Origin of the sequence: Caballeronia sp. INML3B (assembly GCF_023631305.1) — a bacterium.
In the GTDB taxonomy this organism is placed as follows: Bacteria; Pseudomonadota; Gammaproteobacteria; order Burkholderiales; family Burkholderiaceae; genus Caballeronia; species Caballeronia turbans.
Genome location: NZ_JALQDI010000040.1, coordinates 153,513 through 171,416 on the forward strand (window position 1 = coordinate 153,513; position 17,904 = coordinate 171,416).

At 66.1% G+C, this 17,904-nt stretch carries 13 protein-coding genes; 4 read left to right on the top strand and 9 right to left on the bottom strand.

Features of this window, described 5'->3' with window-relative positions; genetic code table 11:
* Positions 1-429: 429 nt before the first annotated feature.
* The 9 genes from NCS58_RS16230 to cobA form a co-directional block, all read right to left on the bottom strand.
* Complete coding sequence (locus NCS58_RS16230; protein ID WP_061116115.1) at positions 430-2,439, bottom strand: hybrid sensor histidine kinase/response regulator; 2,010 nt, start codon at positions 2,437-2,439, stop codon at positions 430-432.
* 266 nt (positions 2,440-2,705) lie between these two features.
* Positions 2,706-2,864: a hypothetical protein gene (locus NCS58_RS16235; protein WP_157697443.1), complete on the bottom strand. Its 159-nt coding sequence runs from the start codon at positions 2,862-2,864 to the stop codon at positions 2,706-2,708.
* Between the two features lie 158 nt (positions 2,865-3,022).
* Positions 3,023-5,809 carry an Hsp70 family protein gene (locus NCS58_RS16240; RefSeq protein WP_250538651.1) on the bottom strand — a complete coding sequence of 929 codons (2,787 nt, stop codon included), beginning with the start codon at positions 5,807-5,809 and terminating at the stop codon, positions 3,023-3,025.
* Positions 5,810-7,708, bottom strand: coding sequence for an Hsp70 family protein (locus tag NCS58_RS16245; RefSeq protein ID WP_250477347.1), 1,899 nt, complete (start codon positions 7,706-7,708; stop codon positions 5,810-5,812).
* Positions 7,705-8,316, bottom strand: a complete 612-nt coding sequence (locus NCS58_RS16250; RefSeq protein WP_061115969.1) for a DUF2760 domain-containing protein — start codon at positions 8,314-8,316, stop codon at positions 7,705-7,707. The genes NCS58_RS16245 and NCS58_RS16250 overlap by 4 nt, the downstream gene beginning before the upstream one ends.
* A gap of 321 nt (positions 8,317-8,637) precedes the next feature.
* On the bottom strand, positions 8,638-9,123 hold the full coding sequence (locus NCS58_RS16255; RefSeq protein WP_061115968.1) for an adenosine-specific kinase: 486 nt from the start codon (positions 9,121-9,123) through the stop codon (positions 8,638-8,640).
* A 44-nt stretch (positions 9,124-9,167) separates the two neighbouring features.
* A complete protein-coding gene (locus NCS58_RS16260; protein ID WP_250477348.1) occupies positions 9,168-10,298 on the bottom strand; it encodes a CmpA/NrtA family ABC transporter substrate-binding protein in 1,131 nt (376 codons plus the stop codon).
* 14 nt (positions 10,299-10,312) lie between these two features.
* Positions 10,313-10,885 carry an ANTAR domain-containing response regulator gene (locus NCS58_RS16265; protein ID WP_061115966.1) on the bottom strand — a complete coding sequence of 191 codons (573 nt, stop codon included), beginning with the start codon at positions 10,883-10,885 and terminating at the stop codon, positions 10,313-10,315.
* 84 nt (positions 10,886-10,969) lie between these two features.
* Complete coding sequence (cobA, locus tag NCS58_RS16270) at positions 10,970-11,737, bottom strand: uroporphyrinogen-III C-methyltransferase (RefSeq protein ID WP_250477349.1); 768 nt, start codon at positions 11,735-11,737, stop codon at positions 10,970-10,972.
* A 642-nt stretch (positions 11,738-12,379) separates the two neighbouring features.
* Here cobA and NCS58_RS16275 point away from each other — a divergent pair.
* Genes NCS58_RS16275 through NCS58_RS16290 form a run of 4 tightly spaced genes read left to right on the top strand, consistent with a single transcriptional unit; the run spans position 12,380 to position 17,887 of the window.
* Complete coding sequence (locus NCS58_RS16275) at positions 12,380-13,705, top strand: MFS transporter (protein ID WP_061115964.1); 1,326 nt, start codon at positions 12,380-12,382, stop codon at positions 13,703-13,705.
* Between the two features lie 11 nt (positions 13,706-13,716).
* The gene (gene nirB, locus NCS58_RS16280; protein WP_250477350.1) at positions 13,717-16,257 is read left to right on the top strand and encodes a nitrite reductase large subunit NirB; all 2,541 of its coding nucleotides are present in this window, start codon (positions 13,717-13,719) and stop codon (positions 16,255-16,257) included.
* A 17-nt stretch (positions 16,258-16,274) separates the two neighbouring features.
* Complete coding sequence (gene nirD, locus NCS58_RS16285) at positions 16,275-16,619, top strand: nitrite reductase small subunit NirD (RefSeq protein ID WP_061116113.1); 345 nt, start codon at positions 16,275-16,277, stop codon at positions 16,617-16,619.
* Positions 16,616-17,887, top strand: a complete 1,272-nt coding sequence (locus tag NCS58_RS16290; RefSeq protein WP_250538655.1) for an NAD(P)/FAD-dependent oxidoreductase — start codon at positions 16,616-16,618, stop codon at positions 17,885-17,887. The genes nirD and NCS58_RS16290 overlap by 4 nt, the downstream gene beginning before the upstream one ends.
* Positions 17,888-17,904 lie beyond the last annotated feature (17 nt).

The window sequence follows — 17,904 nt, forward strand, 5'->3', positions numbered from 1 at the left end:
GCGGGGCGGCAGTCACTTTCTTTGCTGCTGCAAAGAAAGTAACCAAAGAAAGCAGCTTGCTAGGCCCGCGGTCACACGCAGTTTGGCCATGCTTGCCAGCCCATCGTGGGCTCAGTAGCGAGTGCCCTCATAGGCCCCATCGGGCGTGGATCGCGCACGGTCTGTCGCCTCGCACCGCTTCACTCACTGGCTCAGCACCAAATGGCTCCGGCCCGCTTCGCGGCCGTTGGGTCGATCGGGTCCGCCCGTACGTCCTTGCTTTCATCTCACCGCATGGGTCATTCGCTGGTTTCCCTTGCGGACCCGACGGCAACGCGTAGCGCTGTGCCGGAGCTGTTTCGTGCTGAACCTGTGTCCTTGTAGCACGGAGCGACTGCCGCCCCCGCACGGGGCAATGCTAATCAACCGGCACGAGCATTCTGTACCTCGTCATGCCGTCTCGTTGCAAACGCCACCGATCAACGCGAGCATCCCGCGCCGCAATTCCGCCGGACTGACCGGCTTCGAAAGCACATCCTGCTCACAGGCAAGCGGCACGATACTCGCCGCCGGTTCACCGGTCACGACAAGACACGGACACGGCCGCCCGAGCCGCGCCGCCCCGAGCATCGCCACTTCGCGGGCGGTCTTGGCATCGCGCAGCCGGAAGTCGGTGATGATGAGATCGGGGAACCGCTCGACGTCGCCGAGTATCGACTCGAACTCCTCGAAGCTCCCGGCGGAGTCGTAAAGCACGCCCCATTGCGACAGAAGCGCTTCGGTGGAGGCGCGCACGAGACCATCGTCTTCGACCAGCAACACGTAGCGGCCGTTGAGCTGCGCCGTTTCGTCCGCTTCGGAGCGCGCCGGCGCGCGCGCCGATGGCTTGTCGGGCGACGGCCCGCACAGCGGCATTTCGAGGGAAAAGCGCGAGCCGCGCCCTTCGGTGGACTTCAGTTCGATACGATGCTGGTCGAGCATCGACATCACCGCATTGACGATCGACAGCCCGAGGCCCAGCCCCTTGTCGCGGTCCTGTTCGGGATTATCGACCTGGAAGAACGGCTGGAAGATCGCGTCGAAATAATCCGCCGGAATGCCGATGCCGTTATCCAGCACGTCGATGCGCGCGCGCGTCGCGGAGCGCACCACGCCGACGATCACCGTCGGCTTCGACGATTTGTTCTGGTCCGCATACTTGATGCCGTTCGACACGAGATTCGCGACCGCGCGCCCGAGCCAGTGCGCGTCGCTGCGCACGCAGACCACGTCTTCCTTCGGCAGCCGCAACCTCAGTTCGACGCCCCGGCTCATCGCGAACGGGCGCAACTGCTCGGCGGCCTCCTCGACCGTCTGCCGCACGTCGAACACGTGATAGCGCGGCACGACGCGGCCCGATTCCAGCCGCGACAGATCGAGCACCGCGTTCAGGAGCCGCGCGAGGATCACGGACGAGCGCCCGCATTCGTTGATGAGCCGCTCGGCCTGATCGAATTCCCCATTGCGGATGGCTTCGGCGGCCGCTTGCAGAAACAGATTGAGCGCGTGCATCGGCTGACGCAGGTCGTGCGTCGCGGCGGCGAGGAAGTTGGACTTTTCGCGGCTCGCCGTCTGCGCGGCGATCATCTGCTGCTCGCGCAGCGCGAGCAGCGCGTTGGTCTTGTTCTCCTGATCCTTCTTCGAGACTTCGAGCTCGCGGTTCTTGCGCCCGAGCGACACGTTGGCCGTGCGCAATTCGTCATTGAGCGACGCGAGCGCGCGCTCCGAGCTGTAACGCTCGCGCGACACGCGTTCGGCGTGCGTGCAGACGCCATGCCCCACGACCACGACGTTGAACATATAGAACAGCCCGGCGAAGAAATCCTCGGGGTTGAGCAGATGAATGGTGATCTGCAGGACGACGATCGACGCGAGCGTGATGATGCCGGCCGTCAGCGCGACGCGTGAGCGCAGATAGAAAAAGCTGAACTGGAAGAACAGCGCGAGACACAGCCCGATGAAGTGCTGCGTGTAGTTGTAGGGCGCGGGCGTGATCGCCACCATCGCGAGGATCAGGCACAGCAGGCCGTAGATGCCCGTGAGAATGATGCGCTGCGAGCTCGCGTGCGAGCGGAACGACGGCCGCAGCACCAGCACGCCGACGAAGAACAGCAGCGCGATGCCCGCGAAGCGCAGCGCGAGGATATCGGCGAGGCGCGAATCGAGCGCCTGGTTGCCGCGGGCGAAGCTGAAGTCCCACCAGAGAAAGCATGTCCAGATGGCGAGCGCGAGCAGGGTCGACGCACGCCGGAACGCGCAGAAGCGCTGGCTGTGGTCTTCCAGAAACTGCGCCTCCAGCACGGGGTCGGTAAACGGCGCCGGAATCGAAAGATTGCGTACCAGGCTCGCGCCGGCCTCACGGGCTGCCGCGAGAAGAATTCCTGGATTGCGCACGCCGGCGGCGCGTTGGGGGACGGCCATCTTCATGCTCGCTCACGGAATCGGGATATCTACTTTAGGCCAATGCGGTCATACAAATACGCCTTTTTTTAGCAATCAGCCGATAAAGCCGGAAAATATTGCGTCTTTTTGAGGCGTGTTCTGGCGAAGGGGGAGGAGGAGGAGAGATGGGCAGCGTCGGTCTCGAGAGCCGATCGGCGAGCGTCCGATTCTCGCCCGCCGATTCGAAGGACAGCCACATCAAATGCCCCCCGCACGATGACGAGGGCGGGACTTCGGATAGCCGCTCAGCTTTTTGGCTTGGCCTTGGTCGTGCGCTTCGTGACCTGCATTTCCTTCGTGCCTGCGGCCTTCGCGGGCGATGCCTTGCTGCCGGCCGTTTTCTTGCGGCTCGACATTTCAGTTTCAGCGGGTTGGCTCGCTTGAGCCTTGCGTGGGGATGGCATGCTGACCTCCTTCAGTGTGTGTCCATATCGACACATTGATAACCATAGGATGCGGTCAGCCGGTATTCAAGACCCGGCGGGGCTTGCGCGTGACGTACCGGCCAAAAAAAGCTTCTGAGGACGAAGCATTTCGATGCGATGCGCGGCGCGTCCCGTGCTCAACGGATGAGCTTCAACCCCGCGGGCAACGTTTCGCCGAAGACGCGCCCTTCGTCCGCGCGATCGAGTTCGACGGTCTCGCGGACCATCGAGACCCACGCCTGCGCCGCGCCCATCGCTTCGAGGCGTTGCACGACGGCCGCGCGCGCTTCGTCTGGCAGGTCGCGCGAGCGGTCGCCGGTCATGCGGGCGATCTGCACGGCGGCGAACGCGGCGGGGTCGATCTTCTTCCAGTCGAGCGCGAGGATGGCGTCGAGCCAGGCGACGGCGACATCCGGCGGCACGACGCCGTGCGCGCTGCCATAGAAGGGCGCGCGCGCACCGATGCGGCCGACCGCCCACCAGCTCTGCACGTTCTCCGAAGGCTTTTTCAGGCGCGTGAGCAGCCACTCGCCGACCTCGAACTTGCGCTCGACGGGCACGCGTTCGAGCGATGCCGCGAGCCGCACCATGTCTTCGTAGCCCGCGCGCGCCGCACCCGCAGCCTTGCGATAACGGCTCGTGCCGGGCGGCTGAAGCACGAAGGCCATGTCGTCCAGAAGCCTCAACTGCGCCGCTTCGGGAAGTCCGCCGGCGGTGCGGCGCCAGAGCGTCCACCATTCGGACCAGATCTGGCTTTCGTTGCTGTACTGGATGCCCTGATCGAAGAGCGTCCACAGTTGCTCGACGCGCCACTCGTCGAGCGGGTGCCCGAAGCCCGGACGCATGCAGTAGCCCGTGAGATTGAGCCACAGGCGCTCGTGATCGGCGCTGCGGCGGCGCTTCTTCGCGCGCTCGAACAAAGCGCCGAAGAGCTCGCGCAGGAGCGCGATGTCCCAGGTGTCGCGCGCGCCGAGCGTCTGTTCGAGTTGCGCGCGCAAGCGCTTGACTTCCTTCGGGCCGACGTCGTGCGACTTCGCGCCGAACGTGCGGTCGATCAGCTCGATGGCCTTCGGCAGCGCCGGATGGGGTTCGCTCGCGGCGTCATCGGTCTGCGGCGCTTCGCGGCGCAGCTGAAATTCGAGCAGCCAGCGTTTCGCGGGATCGTCGACGGCGGTGCAGTGCATCTCCAGCGTGCCGACTTCCGTGAGCGATGTCGTCAGCTGGACCGGCGTTTCGCGCGCCCGGCCGTCGTTCGCGGCGCGCGGGTCGACGACCGTCGCGATCGGCGGCAGGCGCACGAAATCGCCCGATGCGGCCGCGAGGTCCGCGAGTTCACCCGCCGTGTACGCCGTCTCCGCCACCGACGACGCCAGGTGAAAGCGCACCGGCGCGCCGAGCGTGAGCGCGAAGGTCCGGCCGGCGAGATGGATCGGCTGGCCTTCTTCCGTGCCGCGCGGCAGGACGCAGACGCCGCGCATCGCGTTGGCGTCGTCTTCGAGCAGCAGGAAGAAACTGCGCGCCGAGCCGCCGCCGATCTTCGGCGCATGACCCCCGCGCGCGAGCGCATAAGCGACCGCGCCACGCGCGACCGCGACATCGGGATCGTGGTTCGCGAGCACGTTGACCGGTTCGCCGCGCCAGCCGGAAAGCGTATCGGCGATGCGGCGCGCGAGCGGACCGGCCCGAAACACGCCTCCGTTCAGCAGCAAGGTATCGGGAACGGCGAGCGTTTCGGCGGGGACGCCGAGCGCCTTGCGCGCCTCGCCCGCGTGCTGGCCGAGAAAGGCCGCGATATGCCGCGTGATGGCCGGATCGCTCGCATACGGCAACCCGAACTCGACGATGCCGCCGCGTGAGCGGCCGGGACGATCGTCCACGGACACCTTCGGAAAAAAGCCTTCGACGATGATCTGCTCGATCTCGTCGCGCGTGATATCCGTCGAACGCGCGCCGCCGATGAGTTTCGCGCCCGCGCCGAGCAGCGTGATCGACGCGGAATCAGGCGCTTCGTCGCCGAGCAACTGCTCCTTCGCGGCGCGGCAGCGTTCGACGAGTTGCGAGAGACGCGCGGCGGACAGGCGCGCGTCGCTGCCCGCGAGACGCCGCTCGGCGAGATGCGCGAGGGCGAGATCCATGTTGTCGCCGCCGAGCATCAGATGGTTGCCCACGCCGATGCGCGTGAGCACCGGCTCGCCGTTTTCCATCGCGACCTGAATGAGCGTGAGGTCGGTCGTGCCGCCGCCGACATCCACGATCATCACGAGCCGCGTGGCGGCGAGTTCGCCGGCGAGCGTCTCGCGATGATGAAACAGCCAGTCGTAGAACGCCGCCTGCGGCTCTTCCAGCAGCCGCAGCGTCTCCAATCCCGCCATGCGCGCCGCTTCGAGCGTGAGGGCGCGCGCGCCTTCATCGAACGAGGCGGGCACCGTCAGCACGACGTCTTGCGCGTCGAGCGGCGCATCCGGAAAGCGCTCGTTCCACGCCGCATGCACGTGCGCCAGATAGCTCGCGCTTGCAATGACGGGCGAGATTTTTTCGACGTCGTCGCCCGCGCCCCACGGGAGAATCGGCGCGAGGCGGTCGACCGCTGCGTGGGACAACCAGCTCTTCGCGCTCGACACGAGCCGTCCGGGCACCTGCGCGCCGAGCGTCCTCGCGAATCTGCCGATCACGGCGGGCGCTTCCATCTCGCCCCACGGCAGTTGCAGATCCTCGGACTTGAGCTCGCCCGGCGCATAGTGATAGCGCAATGACGGCAGAAGCGGTTGCGCGGCCACTTCGCCGGGACCGACGAGCTGCTCGATCTCGAACACGCGGATATCGTTCGATCCGGCCGGCGCATAGGCGACGACGGTATTGCTCGTGCCCAGATCGATGCCGACGCTGTACCGCGCGCCCGAGGCCTTTTTCTTGCGCGGGGACACTTACAGGCCCATGCCCTGATCCGCGCGCATGTCGCCACTCAGGCCGCCGCGCACATCGAACTCGACCTTCCAGCGCTCGGACGAACCGCGCGGAATCGCTTCGAGTTCGAGCGTGCCCGCTTCGGTCACGCGCGCATGCAGCTTGACCGGCACGACTTCGCCGGGCGTGCGGCCTTCGGGCGGCAACGACGCCTCGATCTCCTCGAGCTCCTGCAACTCGTCCGGTTGCCAGTATTCGAGCAGCGTGCCGACCTGATCCTGCCGGCGGACCGACGAGCCGAAAAAGCGGAAATGCACCGGCTCTCCGACGACGAGCCCGAACTCCTGCGCGGGCAACTCGGCGTCGGTGCCTTCCTCCATGCCGAACGGCGCGACACACAGCGCCTGCACGGGCGGCTCCAGCCCGGGCACGGCCGGCATCGCCGATTCGACCGCGACGTAGTACGCGCGCGCCGTGCCGCCACGGATGCGCACGCCCTTGCCGCGCCGCACGTAGCCGTAATAGGCCGCGCCGCGCGCGACCGCGAGATCGAGGTCCGCGCCTTCGAGCAGACGCGCGGGCGGCGCGCTTTCGGCGGCGAGCCAGGCATTGAGCGTCGTCATCACGCGCTCGACGAGCAGCGGCGACTTGAACACGCCGCCGTTGAAGAGCACGACGCTCGGATGCAGCAGCGTCGCGCCTTGCGGTGCCTGATGCCGGAGGCCTTCGACTTCGGCCAGCGCGTTGACCTGACGGCCGAGGAACGCGGCGAGATGGCGCGTGACGGCGGCGTCCTGCGCGTAAGGCAGACCGAGTTGCGTGAGACCGACGCGCGCGCGCGACACGGGCCGCGCGGATGCGTCGACTTGCGGGAAAAAGCCTTCGAGCAGGATCTGCGTGAGTTCCGCGCGCGTGAGTTCGGTGCGCAGCGATCCGCCGATCAGCTTCGAGCCGCGGCTCGGCACGACGAGCGGCACAGCTTCGACCGTCGGATCGGAAAGCAGCGTTTCCTTCGCCGAGCGGCATGCGTAGGTGAGGGCGCGCAACTGCCACGGATCGGGCTGCGTGCCGAGCGCTGCGAGCTTGCGCGCGACCGTGTGCGCGAGCGCGAGGTCCATGTTGTCGCCGCCGAGCAGGATATGTTCGCCGACCGCGACGCGATGCAGTTCGAGATTCCCTTCGCGCTCGACGACTGCGATCAGCGAGAGGTCGGTCGTGCCGCCGCCGACATCGACGACGAGAATCACATCGCCCACCTTGACCTGCTTGCGCCAGCCGCCGGCCGACTTCTGGATCCAGCTATAGAGCGCGGCTTGCGGCTCTTCGAGCAGCGTCATGCGCGAATAGCCGGCGGCCGCGGCGGCTTCGGCGGTGAGTTCGCGGGCGGCGGGATCGAAGGACGCGGGAATTGTCACGGTGACGTCCTGCCGGTCGAACGGCGCGTCCGGATGCGCGTGATTCCACGCCTCGCGCAAGTGCGTCAGATAGCGCACCGAGCTTTCCATCGGCGATACGCGCTCGACTTCCTCGGGTGCATCGGACGGCAGGATAGCCGCGCGGCGATCGACGCCCGGATGGCACAGCCAGCTTTTCGCGCTGGAGACGAGGCGGATCGGCGTGCCCGCGCCGCGGCTCCTCGCCAGTTCGCCGACGATGAACGTGCGCTCCTGCGTCCACGGCAGCGTGAGATCGCCGGGCGCGAGCTCGTTTTCGTGCGGCAGATAGAGGAAAGAGGGCAGCAGATCGCGCTCTTCGGCGGCGCCGGGCGCGGTCAGTTGCGAGATCGGCAGCACGCCCTGCGCGGTTTTCTCGCCGTCGCTCGCGCTCATGTCTACATAGGAGAGCGCGCAATGCGTCGTGCCGAGATCGACGCCGATCGAATAGCGCGCCTGATTCTCGTTGCTGTCGATATCGCTCACAGTTCCACCTCCGCCGGCGCGACGATGCTTGCATCATGGGAGGGCGCGAGCTTCGGCAGGCGCGTGTCTTCGACCTTCCAGCCGCGATGGCTCACCTGGCCGTTGAATGGCGCCTTGCCGACGACATTGCCGGTCAGACGCACCGCGGCCGCATCGAACCCTTCCTGCAGCGTGACGCGGCTGCCTTCGGCTTCGGTGCGCACGGGCTTGATCGTGAAGTGCTCGCGCAGCACCGCGCGGCAGCCGTCGTGCACGAGGCGGGCGGCCGCGCCGATATCGGCGTCGCTGTAATTGACGATGTCCTCTTCGACGAAATCGATGAAACGCGCATCGCGTTGCAAAAGGCCGAGCAACTGAAGCGCGGCGACCGGGCTTGCTTCCTTCAGCACGGACGGCGCGGGCTGCGCGGGTGCGGGCGCCGGCGCGGCGGCCACGGGCGCGGCGGCGGGCCTGGGCGCTTCGGCTGCGAAATCGGGCGCTTCGGGCGCTTCGGGCGCTTCGCGCAGGCGCTGCACGCGGCCCGCGAACGCTGCATTGCCCAGAATGCCGAAGAAGGCGCCGAAGGCAATGCCTATCCTGCCGAAAAAGCCTGGATTCATGTCGGTCATGTGATGCTCCTGTAGGCCGCGCGAGGACGACCCTATCCTCGGGCGGCGCGGGTGGCCGGTGTTCGGTGCCGTATCGGCGGGGGTGATGCCGGGATGCTGCCGGTGCGCGCGGCCCTCGGGCCGCGTCGTCCGCGAAAGCGCGGCAAAGCATGAAAAGCGCTTCGGCGTTTATACCGTATCCCGGTATTTTCCATGATGTCGCGCGTCGGCCGGAAAAAAGCGCGGGCGAGGCGCGCGGCGGCGGGCCTCATTCTCGCGATTTGCGCGGTCAAGTCAAGGCGCGGCGCGGGTTTCCGGCGTTTCGGGCGTTTCGGGCGCGATTCAGGCCTTGTAGCCGATCTTGCGCAGCAGGTCCTTGCGCCACTGGACGTCTTCGGCCGTCTCGACGCCGAGGGGCGGCAGCCCATCCACGACGCCGACGATTCCGCGTCCCTGATCCGTCTGAGCGACGAGCACCTGCGTCGGATTGGCGGTCGCGCAGAAGATGCGGCAGACCTCCGGCACGGTCTTCACCGTATTGAGCACGTTGACGGGAAAGAAGCCGTCGCCGAGCACGATGATGAAGCTGTGTCCCGCGCCGATGGTCTGTGCATTGCGCGCGGCCAGCTCGACGAGCTTTTCGTCCGTACCCGACGTGCGCACGAGCCGCTTGCCCGACGCCTCGCAGAACGCGAGCCCGAAGCGAATGCCCGGCACCGCGCCGACGAGCGCCTCGTGCAGATCCTCGACCGTCTTGATGAAATGAGACTGGCCGAGGATGAAGTTGGTGTCCTCGGGCTTGTCGATGGCAATGGCGAGCAGTTCCATGGCGGATCTCCGTTGCGCGCTGGAAATTCCATGGTAGGCGCTTTTCACGCGCGCATTTCGAACCCCGCGAGATACCCCGCCGCGTCGCCGCCGTCCCAAACCCGGCGATCGCAGAGGGTGGCCGCGCGCCGCTCCTCGGGCAGCGCAATCCCCGACGCCCGCGCCGCGTCGCGATAAAGCGCGGTCTGATTGACGCTCGCCGCGACGGCTGCGTCGTCGATATCGGCATCGAGCATGCCCCAGCGCCGATACTGCGTGATGAACCACAGCCCGTCCGATACGCGCGGATAGTTGACCGCGCCGCCATCGAAGAATCGCACCGGCAGCGCGCGCGCATCGCCGCCGTCCGTGGCGACGAGGCGCGGCTCGATCAGCGCGCGCGGCACGCCGAGCAGTTCAGCCGACGCCAGCGCCTGCGCGATCTCCTTACGATGGTCGCTCGAATCGAGCCATGCGCAGGCGTCGAGCATCGTGCGCACGAGCGCGCGCGCCGTCGCCGGGTAGAGCGCCGCGAAATCGCGCCGGCAGGCGAGCACCTTCTCCGGATGATCCGGCCAGATCTCGCTCGTGTACGCGACCGTTTTGCCCGCATTGCGCGCCTCGGCCACCGCGTGCCACGGCTCACCCGCACAGAAGCCGTCGAGCGCGCCTTCGACGAGCGCATCGGCCATGCGCGGCGGCGGAATCACGACGCTCTGGACATCGCGCAAGGGATGCACGCCGTGCGCCGCGAGCCAGTAGTAAAGCCACATCGCGTGCGTGCCGGTCGGAAACGTCTGCGCGATGACGGGCCGCCGCCCGAGCGAGGCCAGCGCGTCCTTCACGCTCGCGCCGTGCTCGATCGCATCGGCGAGCGGACGCGACAGCGTGATCGCCTGGCCGTTGCGGTTGAGGACCATCAGCACCGCCATGTCCGCCCGCGGCCCGCCGATGCCCAGTTGCACGCCGTACACGAGTCCATAGAGCGCATGTGCGGCGTCGATTTCGCCGGATAGCAGCTTGTCGCGCACGGCGGCCCACGAAGGCTGACGGCACAACTCGATCTTGATGCCGTGCCGCGCGCCGAGTTCGCGCAATGCCGCGACGGCGAGCGGCGCGGCATCGGAAAGGGCGACGAAGCCGAGCCGCAGATGCGTGCGTTCGGGCGCGGGAGAAGTCGTGTCGGGGGAGTTCATAGGTGTCGGTGGCGCTAGAACAGGTCGGACAGCGCGAGCAGTTGACGCGCGATCTCCGCGACCTTCACGCCCTGATCCATCGCGCGCTTGCGAAGTGCCGCATAGGCATCGTGTTCGGACATGCCGCGCTTGTCCATCAACAGACGTTTCGCGCGGTCGATGACCTTGCGCTGCTCCAGTTCATCCTCGACTTTGGCGAGACGCTGGCGCAATTGCGCTTCATGCGCGAAGCGCGCGAGTGCGACGTCGATGATCGGTGCGAGCCGCGCGGGCGCGAGCCCTTCGACGGAATACGCGGTGACGCCCGCGCCGACCGCCGCACGAATGAATTGCTGGTCCGCGTCGTTGCTGAACATCAGCACGGGGCGCGGCGCGGCCTTGTTCATCACGGCGAGCTGTTCGAGCGTATCGCGCGAGGGCGATTCGGTGTCGATGATGACGACATCGGGCTTCTGACTCTCGACGGCCTTGTGCAAGGCCGACGGCGCGGCGACTTCGGCGAGCATGTCATAGCCCATGCGGGCGAGTTGCTCGCGCAAATCGCCGATGGGCTTGTCGGTGTCGGTGACGAGAAGAACGCGAAGCATGCGGGACGCGGAGGAGGTCATGCGAAGAACGGCAAAAGCGGCTCATATGACTTTAGCGCGCCGCCTGCCGTTTGAGAACCCGCTTCAGGCTGCATGGGCCAGGCCGTTCGCGCTCGCGGCGTGCGTCGTGAATTCAGCCGCTTCTCCAATCGCACCGCCGATGAGGATCACCGCGGGACTGCCGAGACCGGCCGCCGAGGCTTCTTCTGCGAGACGGCCGAGCGTCGTGACGAGACGCCTTTCCTTCGACGATCCCGCGTTCTGCACGACGGCCGCGGGCGTATTCGAAGGAAGCGCTTCCATCAACGATGCCGTGATGCTCGCGATGCGGCTCATGCCCATATAGATCGCGAGTGTGGTGCCGGTGGCGGCGAGGGCGGCCCAATCCGGCTGACTGTGATCCTGCATGTGCGCGGTGACGAAGGTCACGCCCTGGCAATGATCGCGATGCGTGAGCGAGATGCCGAGTCCCGCCGCCGCCGCGAAGCCCGACGACACACCGTTGACGATATCGACCGGAATATGCGCTTCACGCAGCGCCGCGATCTCCTCGCCGGCGCGGCCGAAGAGCAAAGCGTCGCCGCCCTTCACGCGCACCACATGCAATCCCTTCCTCGCATAGCGCTGCATGAGGCGCTGAATGAACGCTTGCGGCGTCGACTTGCAGCCGCCGCGCTTGCCGACGCGAATCACGCGCGCATGCGGCGCGAGCGTGACGATGTCCGCGTTGGCCAGATCGTCGACGAGCAGGATGTCGGCGGCGGCGAGCGCCTTCGCGGCGCGCAGGGTCAGCAGGTCGAGATCGCCGGGACCTGCGCTTAACAGAGTGACTTTGCCTTGGATGGTGCTCATCGTTGCTTACCTGTTCTGCGTACGTGCGTATGTGCGTATGTGGGGCGCATCGGCGCGGCAAACGCCAATAGCGTCCGCTCGTGTCGCTGCACGATGGGGACGCCTTTGTCCTTGCTCTTTTGCTTCGAGATGCCGCGAGCGCCGTTGCCCGCAGTGGTTTTCTCGATGCAATAAGCGGGCCATTGCGCGAAACAAGGACTGGGTCGCGCTCGCCGCACTGTGCTTGTGCGCGCTCGACACACGCGGCACCGCTTCGGCGCGAATGTGCTTCGTTCCAGTGACTGAACGGACGAACCGGTTGGTACAAAATCCGGCGCGAAGAACGAGGTCGATGTTCGCGCGTTCGCACGTCATCAGTGCTGCGTCGCACCATCGCTGTGCCCGCCTGCATCGAAACGCGCCGTGAAGCGCGTGCGCCCCGGCAGTGCATGCGTTGCGCAAAGCCGTATGCAGCAAGCCTCTTCGGCCGATGCGTCGCGCATGGCATAGCCCTTGCCTTATGTCTTGCCATCGGATCAACGGCGATCCGTCCTGAATACAGCGCCCGACAGGTGAAGAACGTGCGGGCATCGGACAACGGCGTCCCCCGCATCGGCTTCCCGGTCGATGCGCGGGACGCCTTTCTTTTTTTGCGGAAAGACGATGGACAAAGCCACCCGGATCGATCTCTTCAGCATGCGCAGCGCGCCGATGCGCGCCTTCCATCTCACGTGGATGGCCTTCTTCGTGTGCTTTTTCGCGTGGTTCGCCTGCGCGCCGCTGATGCCGCTCATCAAGCGCGAGTACGGCCTCACGGCGGATCAGGTCGCGAACATCAACATCGCGGCCGTGGCCGTGACGATTCTGGTGCGCCTCGTCGTCGGGCCGATGTGCGATCGCTTCGGGCCGCGCAAGGTGTATAGCGCGCTGCTGCTCGCGGGTGCGGTGCCGGTGCTCGGCGCGGCGCTGTCCACGGGCTACGACAGCTTCCTGTGGTGCCGTCTTGCGATCGGCGCAATCGGCGCGAGCTTCGTCATCACGCAGTACCACACGTCGGTGATGTTCGCGCCGAACGTCGTCGGCACCGCGAACGCGACCACGGCAGGCTGGGGCAATGCGGGTGCGGGCGCGGCACAGGCGGTCATTCCGCTCTTCGTCGCGGCCGCTATCGCGCTCGGTACGGGTGAAGCATCGGCATGGCGCGTCGCGCTGATCGTGCCGGGCATCGCGATGCCGGTGATGGCCTTCTTCTACTGGCGCTACACGCAGGACTGTCCGCAAGGCGATTTCGCGACGCTGCGCCGTGCGGGCATCGCCATCGACGGCGGCAAGAAGGGCGGCTGGCAGAGCTTCCTCGCCGCCTGCTCGAACTATCGCGTGTGGATGTTGTTCGTGACCTATGGTGCGTGCTTCGGCGTGGAAGTGTTCATCCACAACATGGCGGCGGTGTATTACGTCGATCGCTTCAATCTCACGCTCGGTCAGGCGGGCATGGCGGCGGGCAGCTTCGGCCTGCTCGCGCTCTTCGCCCGCGCGCTCGGCGGCTGGCTCTCCGATAAAGCCGCAGCAAAGAAAGGCCTCGATATCCGCGCGACGCTGCTCTTCGCATTGATCGCGGGCGAAGGCCTCGGTCTCTATGCATTCGCGCATGCGCCGAGCGTCGTGCTCGCGGTCGTTTCGATGCTCGCGTTCGGTCTCTTCACGCACATGGCGTGCGGTGCGACTTACGCGCTCGTGCCCTTCATCGACCGAAAGGCACTCGGCGGCGTGGCCGGCGTCATCGGCGCGGGCGGTAACGTCGGCGCCGTCGCGGCGGGCTTCCTGATGAAGGGGCTCGGCAACGCGCAGGCGACGCTCTCGATGCTCGGCGTGGTCGTCGCGGGCACGGCGTTGTGCGCGCTCGCGGTGCGTTTCTCTCCCGAACACAAGGCACGCGAAGCGGCACTGCGCGAAAGCGCCCTCGCAGCCAACAACGTCATTGCCAACTGAGAGGGCCCGTCATGAAAATCGTCGTCATCGGCCACGGCATGGTCGGCCACAAGTTCCTCGAATGTCTCGCCGATAGCGGCAATGACGCGCTGCACGTGACGGTGCTGTGCGAAGAGCCGCGCGCCGCGTATGACCGCGTGCATCTGACCGAATTTTTCTCGGGCAGGAGCGCGGCTGATCTGTCGCTCGTCGAAGCGGGCTTTTTCGAGCGTTCGGGCTATGCGCTGAAATTGAACGCGCGCGCGGTCGCCATCGATCGCGCGGCGCGCACGGTCACGGCTTCGACCGGCGAAGTGCTGCCGTACGACAAGCTCGTGCTCGCGACCGGCTCATACCCGTTCGTGCCGCCGGTCGAGGGCAAGGACCGCGACGGCTGCTTCGTGTATCGCACGATCGAGGACCTCGAAGCGATGCAGTCGTTCGGCGCGCGCTCGAAGACGGGCACGGTGGTCGGCGGCGGCCTGCTCGGTCTCGAAGCAGCGAAGGCGCTGCGCGACATGGGGCTCGAAACGCACGTGATCGAGTTCGCGCCGCGTTTGATGGCGGTGCAAGTCGACGATGGCGGCGGTCGCGTATTGCGCGCGAAGATCGAGGAGCTCGGCGTCACGGTGCATACGGGCAAGAACACGCTCGCGATCGTCGATGGCGCAGGCGCGGTGAACCGCATGAATTTCGCCGATGACACGCATCTCGACACCGACATGATCGTGTTCTCCGCGGGCATTCGTCCGCGTGACGACATCGCCCGCGCCGCGGGTCTCACGATCGGCCCGCGTGGCGGCATCGTGATCGACGACACCTGCCGCACGAGCGATGCCGATATCTTCGCCATCGGCGAATGCGCGTTGTGGAAAGGCCAGTTGTTCGGCCTCGTCGCGCCCGGGTACGACATGGCGCGCATCGTCGCGAAGCAGATCATCGGCGAGGACGCGGCGTTCGCGGGCGCGGACATGAGCACGAAGCTCAAGCTGATGGGCGTGGATGTGGCGAGCATCGGCGATGCGCACGGCAAGACGGCCGGCTGCCGCACGTATCAGTACAGCGACGAGCGCAAGCAGGTCTACAAGAAGATCGTCGTGTCCGAATGCGGCAAGTTTCTTCTGGGCGGCGTGATGGTCGGCGATGCGGCCGAATACGGCACGCTCCTGCAGATGATGCTGAACAAGATCGAGCTGCCCGAAGCGCCCGAGTTCCTGATCCTCCCGCAAAGCGATGGTAAGGCGAAGCCCGCGCTCGGCGTCGAAGCATTGCCCGATGGCGCGCAGATCTGTTCATGCAACAACGTGAGCAAGGCGGAAATCTGCGCGGCGGTCTGCGCCGGCGCGACGAGCATCGGCGCGATCAAGTCGTCGTGCAAGGCGGGCGCGTCGTGCGGCGGCTGCGTGCCGCTCGTCACGCAGGTAATGAAGTCGGAGATGAAGCGGCAAGGTCTCGCGGTGAACAATCATCTCTGCGAGCACTTTCCGTATTCGCGTCAGGAGCTGTATCACATCGCGCGCGTGGAAGGGCATCGCACGTTCGGCGCGCTGCTCGCGAAACATGGCAAGGGGCGCGGCTGCGATATCTGCAAGCCGGCGGTCGCGAGCATTCTCGCATCGTGCTGGAACGAGTTCGTGCTGAAGAAGGAGCACGCGAGCCTGCAGGACTCGAACGATTACTACCTCGCGAATATTCAACGCGACGGCACGTATAGCGTCGTGCCCCGCATGCCGGGCGGCGAAGTGACGCCCGATGGCCTGATCGCGGTCGGGCAGGTCGCGAAGAAGTACGGCCTTTATACGAAGATCACCGGCGGCCAGCGTGTGGACATGTTCGGCGCGCGTGTCGAGCAGTTGCCGTTCATCTGGGAAGAGCTGATCGCGGCGGGCTTCGAATCGGGTCATGCCTATGGCAAGGCGCTGCGCACGGTGAAGTCGTGCGTCGGCTCGACGTGGTGCCGCTATGGCGTCGGCGATTCGGTCGGTCTCGCGATCGAACTGGAGAACCGGTACAAGGGCCTGCGCACGCCGCACAAGATCAAGTTCGGCGTATCGGGCTGCACGCGCGAATGCGCCGAGGCGCAAGGCAAGGACGTCGGCGTCATCGCGACGGAAAAGGGCTGGAACCTCTACGTCTGTGGCAACGGCGGCATGAAGCCGCGCCACGCCGAACTCATTGCGTCCGATCTCGATCACGACACGCTCGTACGCTATATCGACCGCTTCCTGATGTTCTACGTGCGCACGGCCGATCGCCTGCAGCGCACGAGCGTGTGGCGCGACAACCTCGAAGGCGGCCTCGATTATCTGATCGACGTGGTCATCAACGACAAGCTGTCCATCGCCGCCGAACTCGAAGCGGAGATGCAACTCGTCGTCGATACGTACGAGGACGAGTGGAAGAAGGCCGTCACGGACCCGCATACACGTAAGCGCTTCCGTCACTTCGTCAACAGCGAACAGGGCGATGCGAACGTGACCTTCGTGGAAGAGCGCGGCCAGATTCGCCCCGCGACGCTCGAAGAGCGCAAGTCGAAGCTCGCTGACATTGCTGTCGTAGTCGAAACCGCCTGAACCCTGGAGAAATGATCATGAACGACCGTATCGAACAGGACTGGACCGCCGTGTGTGAACTCGACGACATCGTGCCGGATACCGGCGTCTGCGCGCTCGTGAAGGGCACGCAGGTCGCGGTGTTCCATCTCGCGGGCGAGGACGCGGCCGTCTACGCGATCGACAACTACGATCCGCATTCGCAAGCCGCGGTGCTGTCGCGGGGCATCGTGGGGAGTCTGGGCGAGCGCATCGTCGTCGCATCGCCGATCTACAAGCAGCACTTCGATCTGCGCACCGGCGAATGCCTCGAAGCGCCGGAGCTATCGGTCAGCGCGTATCGCGTGAAGGTCGCGGGCGGCAAGGTGTGGGTCGCGGCATGAAGACCGAATATGCGGTTGCGGGCATGGCGTCGTTGCGCGATACCGCGTCGCGCCAGCGGCTCGTCGTCATCGGCAACGGCATGGCGGGCATGCGCACGGTCGAGGAACTGCTGAAGATCGCGCCCGGGCTGTACGACATCACCGTGTTCGGCGCCGAGCCGTACGGCAATTACAACCGCATTCTGTTGTCGCCGATGCTCGCGGGCGAAAAGACTGTCGATGACATCATCCTCAACACGCGCGAGTGGTACGACGCGAACGGCATCACGCTGCATGCGGGCGATGCGGTCATCGGCATCGATCGGGCGCGGCGCATCGTGCGTTCGCAGAAGGGCGTCGAGGCGCGTTACGACCGCTTGCTGATTGCGACCGGATCGAAGCCTTTCATCATTCCGGTGCCCGGATGCGATCTTCCCGGCGTGATCGCGTTTCGTGACATACACGATGTCGAAACGATGCTGGATGCGGCGCGCGATCATCGTCATGCGGTGGTCATCGGCGGCGGCTTGCTCGGGCTCGAAGCGGCGAACGGTTTGCAACGGCGAGGCATGACCGTGACGGTCGTGCATGCGGGCGAAAGCCTGATGGATCGTCAGCTCGATGCAAGCGCGTCCGCGTTGCTCAGGCGTTCTCTCGAAGCAAAAGGCCTGCGCTTCGTGATGGCCGCTCAGACCACCGAAATCATCGGTGAAAGCCGCGTGCGCGCCGTGCGTTTCGCGGACGGCACGCAGATCGACGCGGACCTCGTCGTGATGACGGCAGGCGTGCGGCCCAACATCGCGCTCGCGCAAGAGGCCGGACTGCATTGCGAGCGTGCGATCGTCGTGGACGACACGCTGCAGACTTTCGACCCGCGCGTGTACGCAGTGGGCGAATGCGTGGAGCATCGCTCGGCGACCTTCGGTCTCGTCGCGCCGATCTGGGATCAGGCGCGCGTGGCGGGCGCGCATCTCGCGGGCGCGGGGCATCGCCGCTATGTGCAGCGCGCGACCGCGACCAAGCTGAAGGTGACGGGCGTCGATCTGTACTCGGCCGGCGATTTCATCGGCGGCGACGACAGCGAGGATCTCGTGCTGCGCGATCCCCGGCGCGGCGTCTACAAGCGTCTCGTGTTGAACGCGGGACGTCTGATCGGCGCGGTGCTGTATGGCGACGTGAAGGACGGCGGCTGGTACTTCGATCTGATTCAGAACCGCACGGACGTATCGCATCTGCGCGGCAGGCTTCTCTTCGGCAAGACCCTTTGCGAAGCGGGCGCATCAGCATAAGCAGGAGAGACCTTGAG

Bases quoted from the DNA above. Each gene is read 5' to 3' on its own strand.
- nirB (WP_250477350.1), top strand. From the start codon at position 13,717: ATGAAAATCGTCGTCATCGGCCACGGCATGGTCGGCCACAAGTTCCTC.
- NCS58_RS16255 (WP_061115968.1), bottom strand. From the start codon at position 9,123: ATGGAACTGCTCGCCATTGCCATCGACAAGCCCGAGGACACCAACTTC.
- NCS58_RS16235 (WP_157697443.1), bottom strand. From the start codon at position 2,864: ATGCCATCCCCACGCAAGGCTCAAGCGAGCCAACCCGCTGAAACTGAA.
- NCS58_RS16260 (WP_250477348.1), bottom strand. From the start codon at position 10,298: ATGAACTCCCCCGACACGACTTCTCCCGCGCCCGAACGCACGCATCTG.
- cobA (WP_250477349.1), bottom strand. From the start codon at position 11,737: ATGAGCACCATCCAAGGCAAAGTCACTCTGTTAAGCGCAGGTCCCGGC.
- NCS58_RS16230 (WP_061116115.1), bottom strand. From the start codon at position 2,439: ATGGCCGTCCCCCAACGCGCCGCCGGCGTGCGCAATCCAGGAATTCTT.
- NCS58_RS16290 (WP_250538655.1), top strand. From the start codon at position 16,616: ATGAAGACCGAATATGCGGTTGCGGGCATGGCGTCGTTGCGCGATACC.
- NCS58_RS16265 (WP_061115966.1), bottom strand. From the start codon at position 10,885: ATGCTTCGCGTTCTTCTCGTCACCGACACCGACAAGCCCATCGGCGAT.
- NCS58_RS16275 (WP_061115964.1), top strand. From the start codon at position 12,380: ATGGACAAAGCCACCCGGATCGATCTCTTCAGCATGCGCAGCGCGCCG.
- nirD (WP_061116113.1), top strand. From the start codon at position 16,275: ATGAACGACCGTATCGAACAGGACTGGACCGCCGTGTGTGAACTCGAC.
- NCS58_RS16250 (WP_061115969.1), bottom strand. From the start codon at position 8,316: ATGACCGACATGAATCCAGGCTTTTTCGGCAGGATAGGCATTGCCTTC.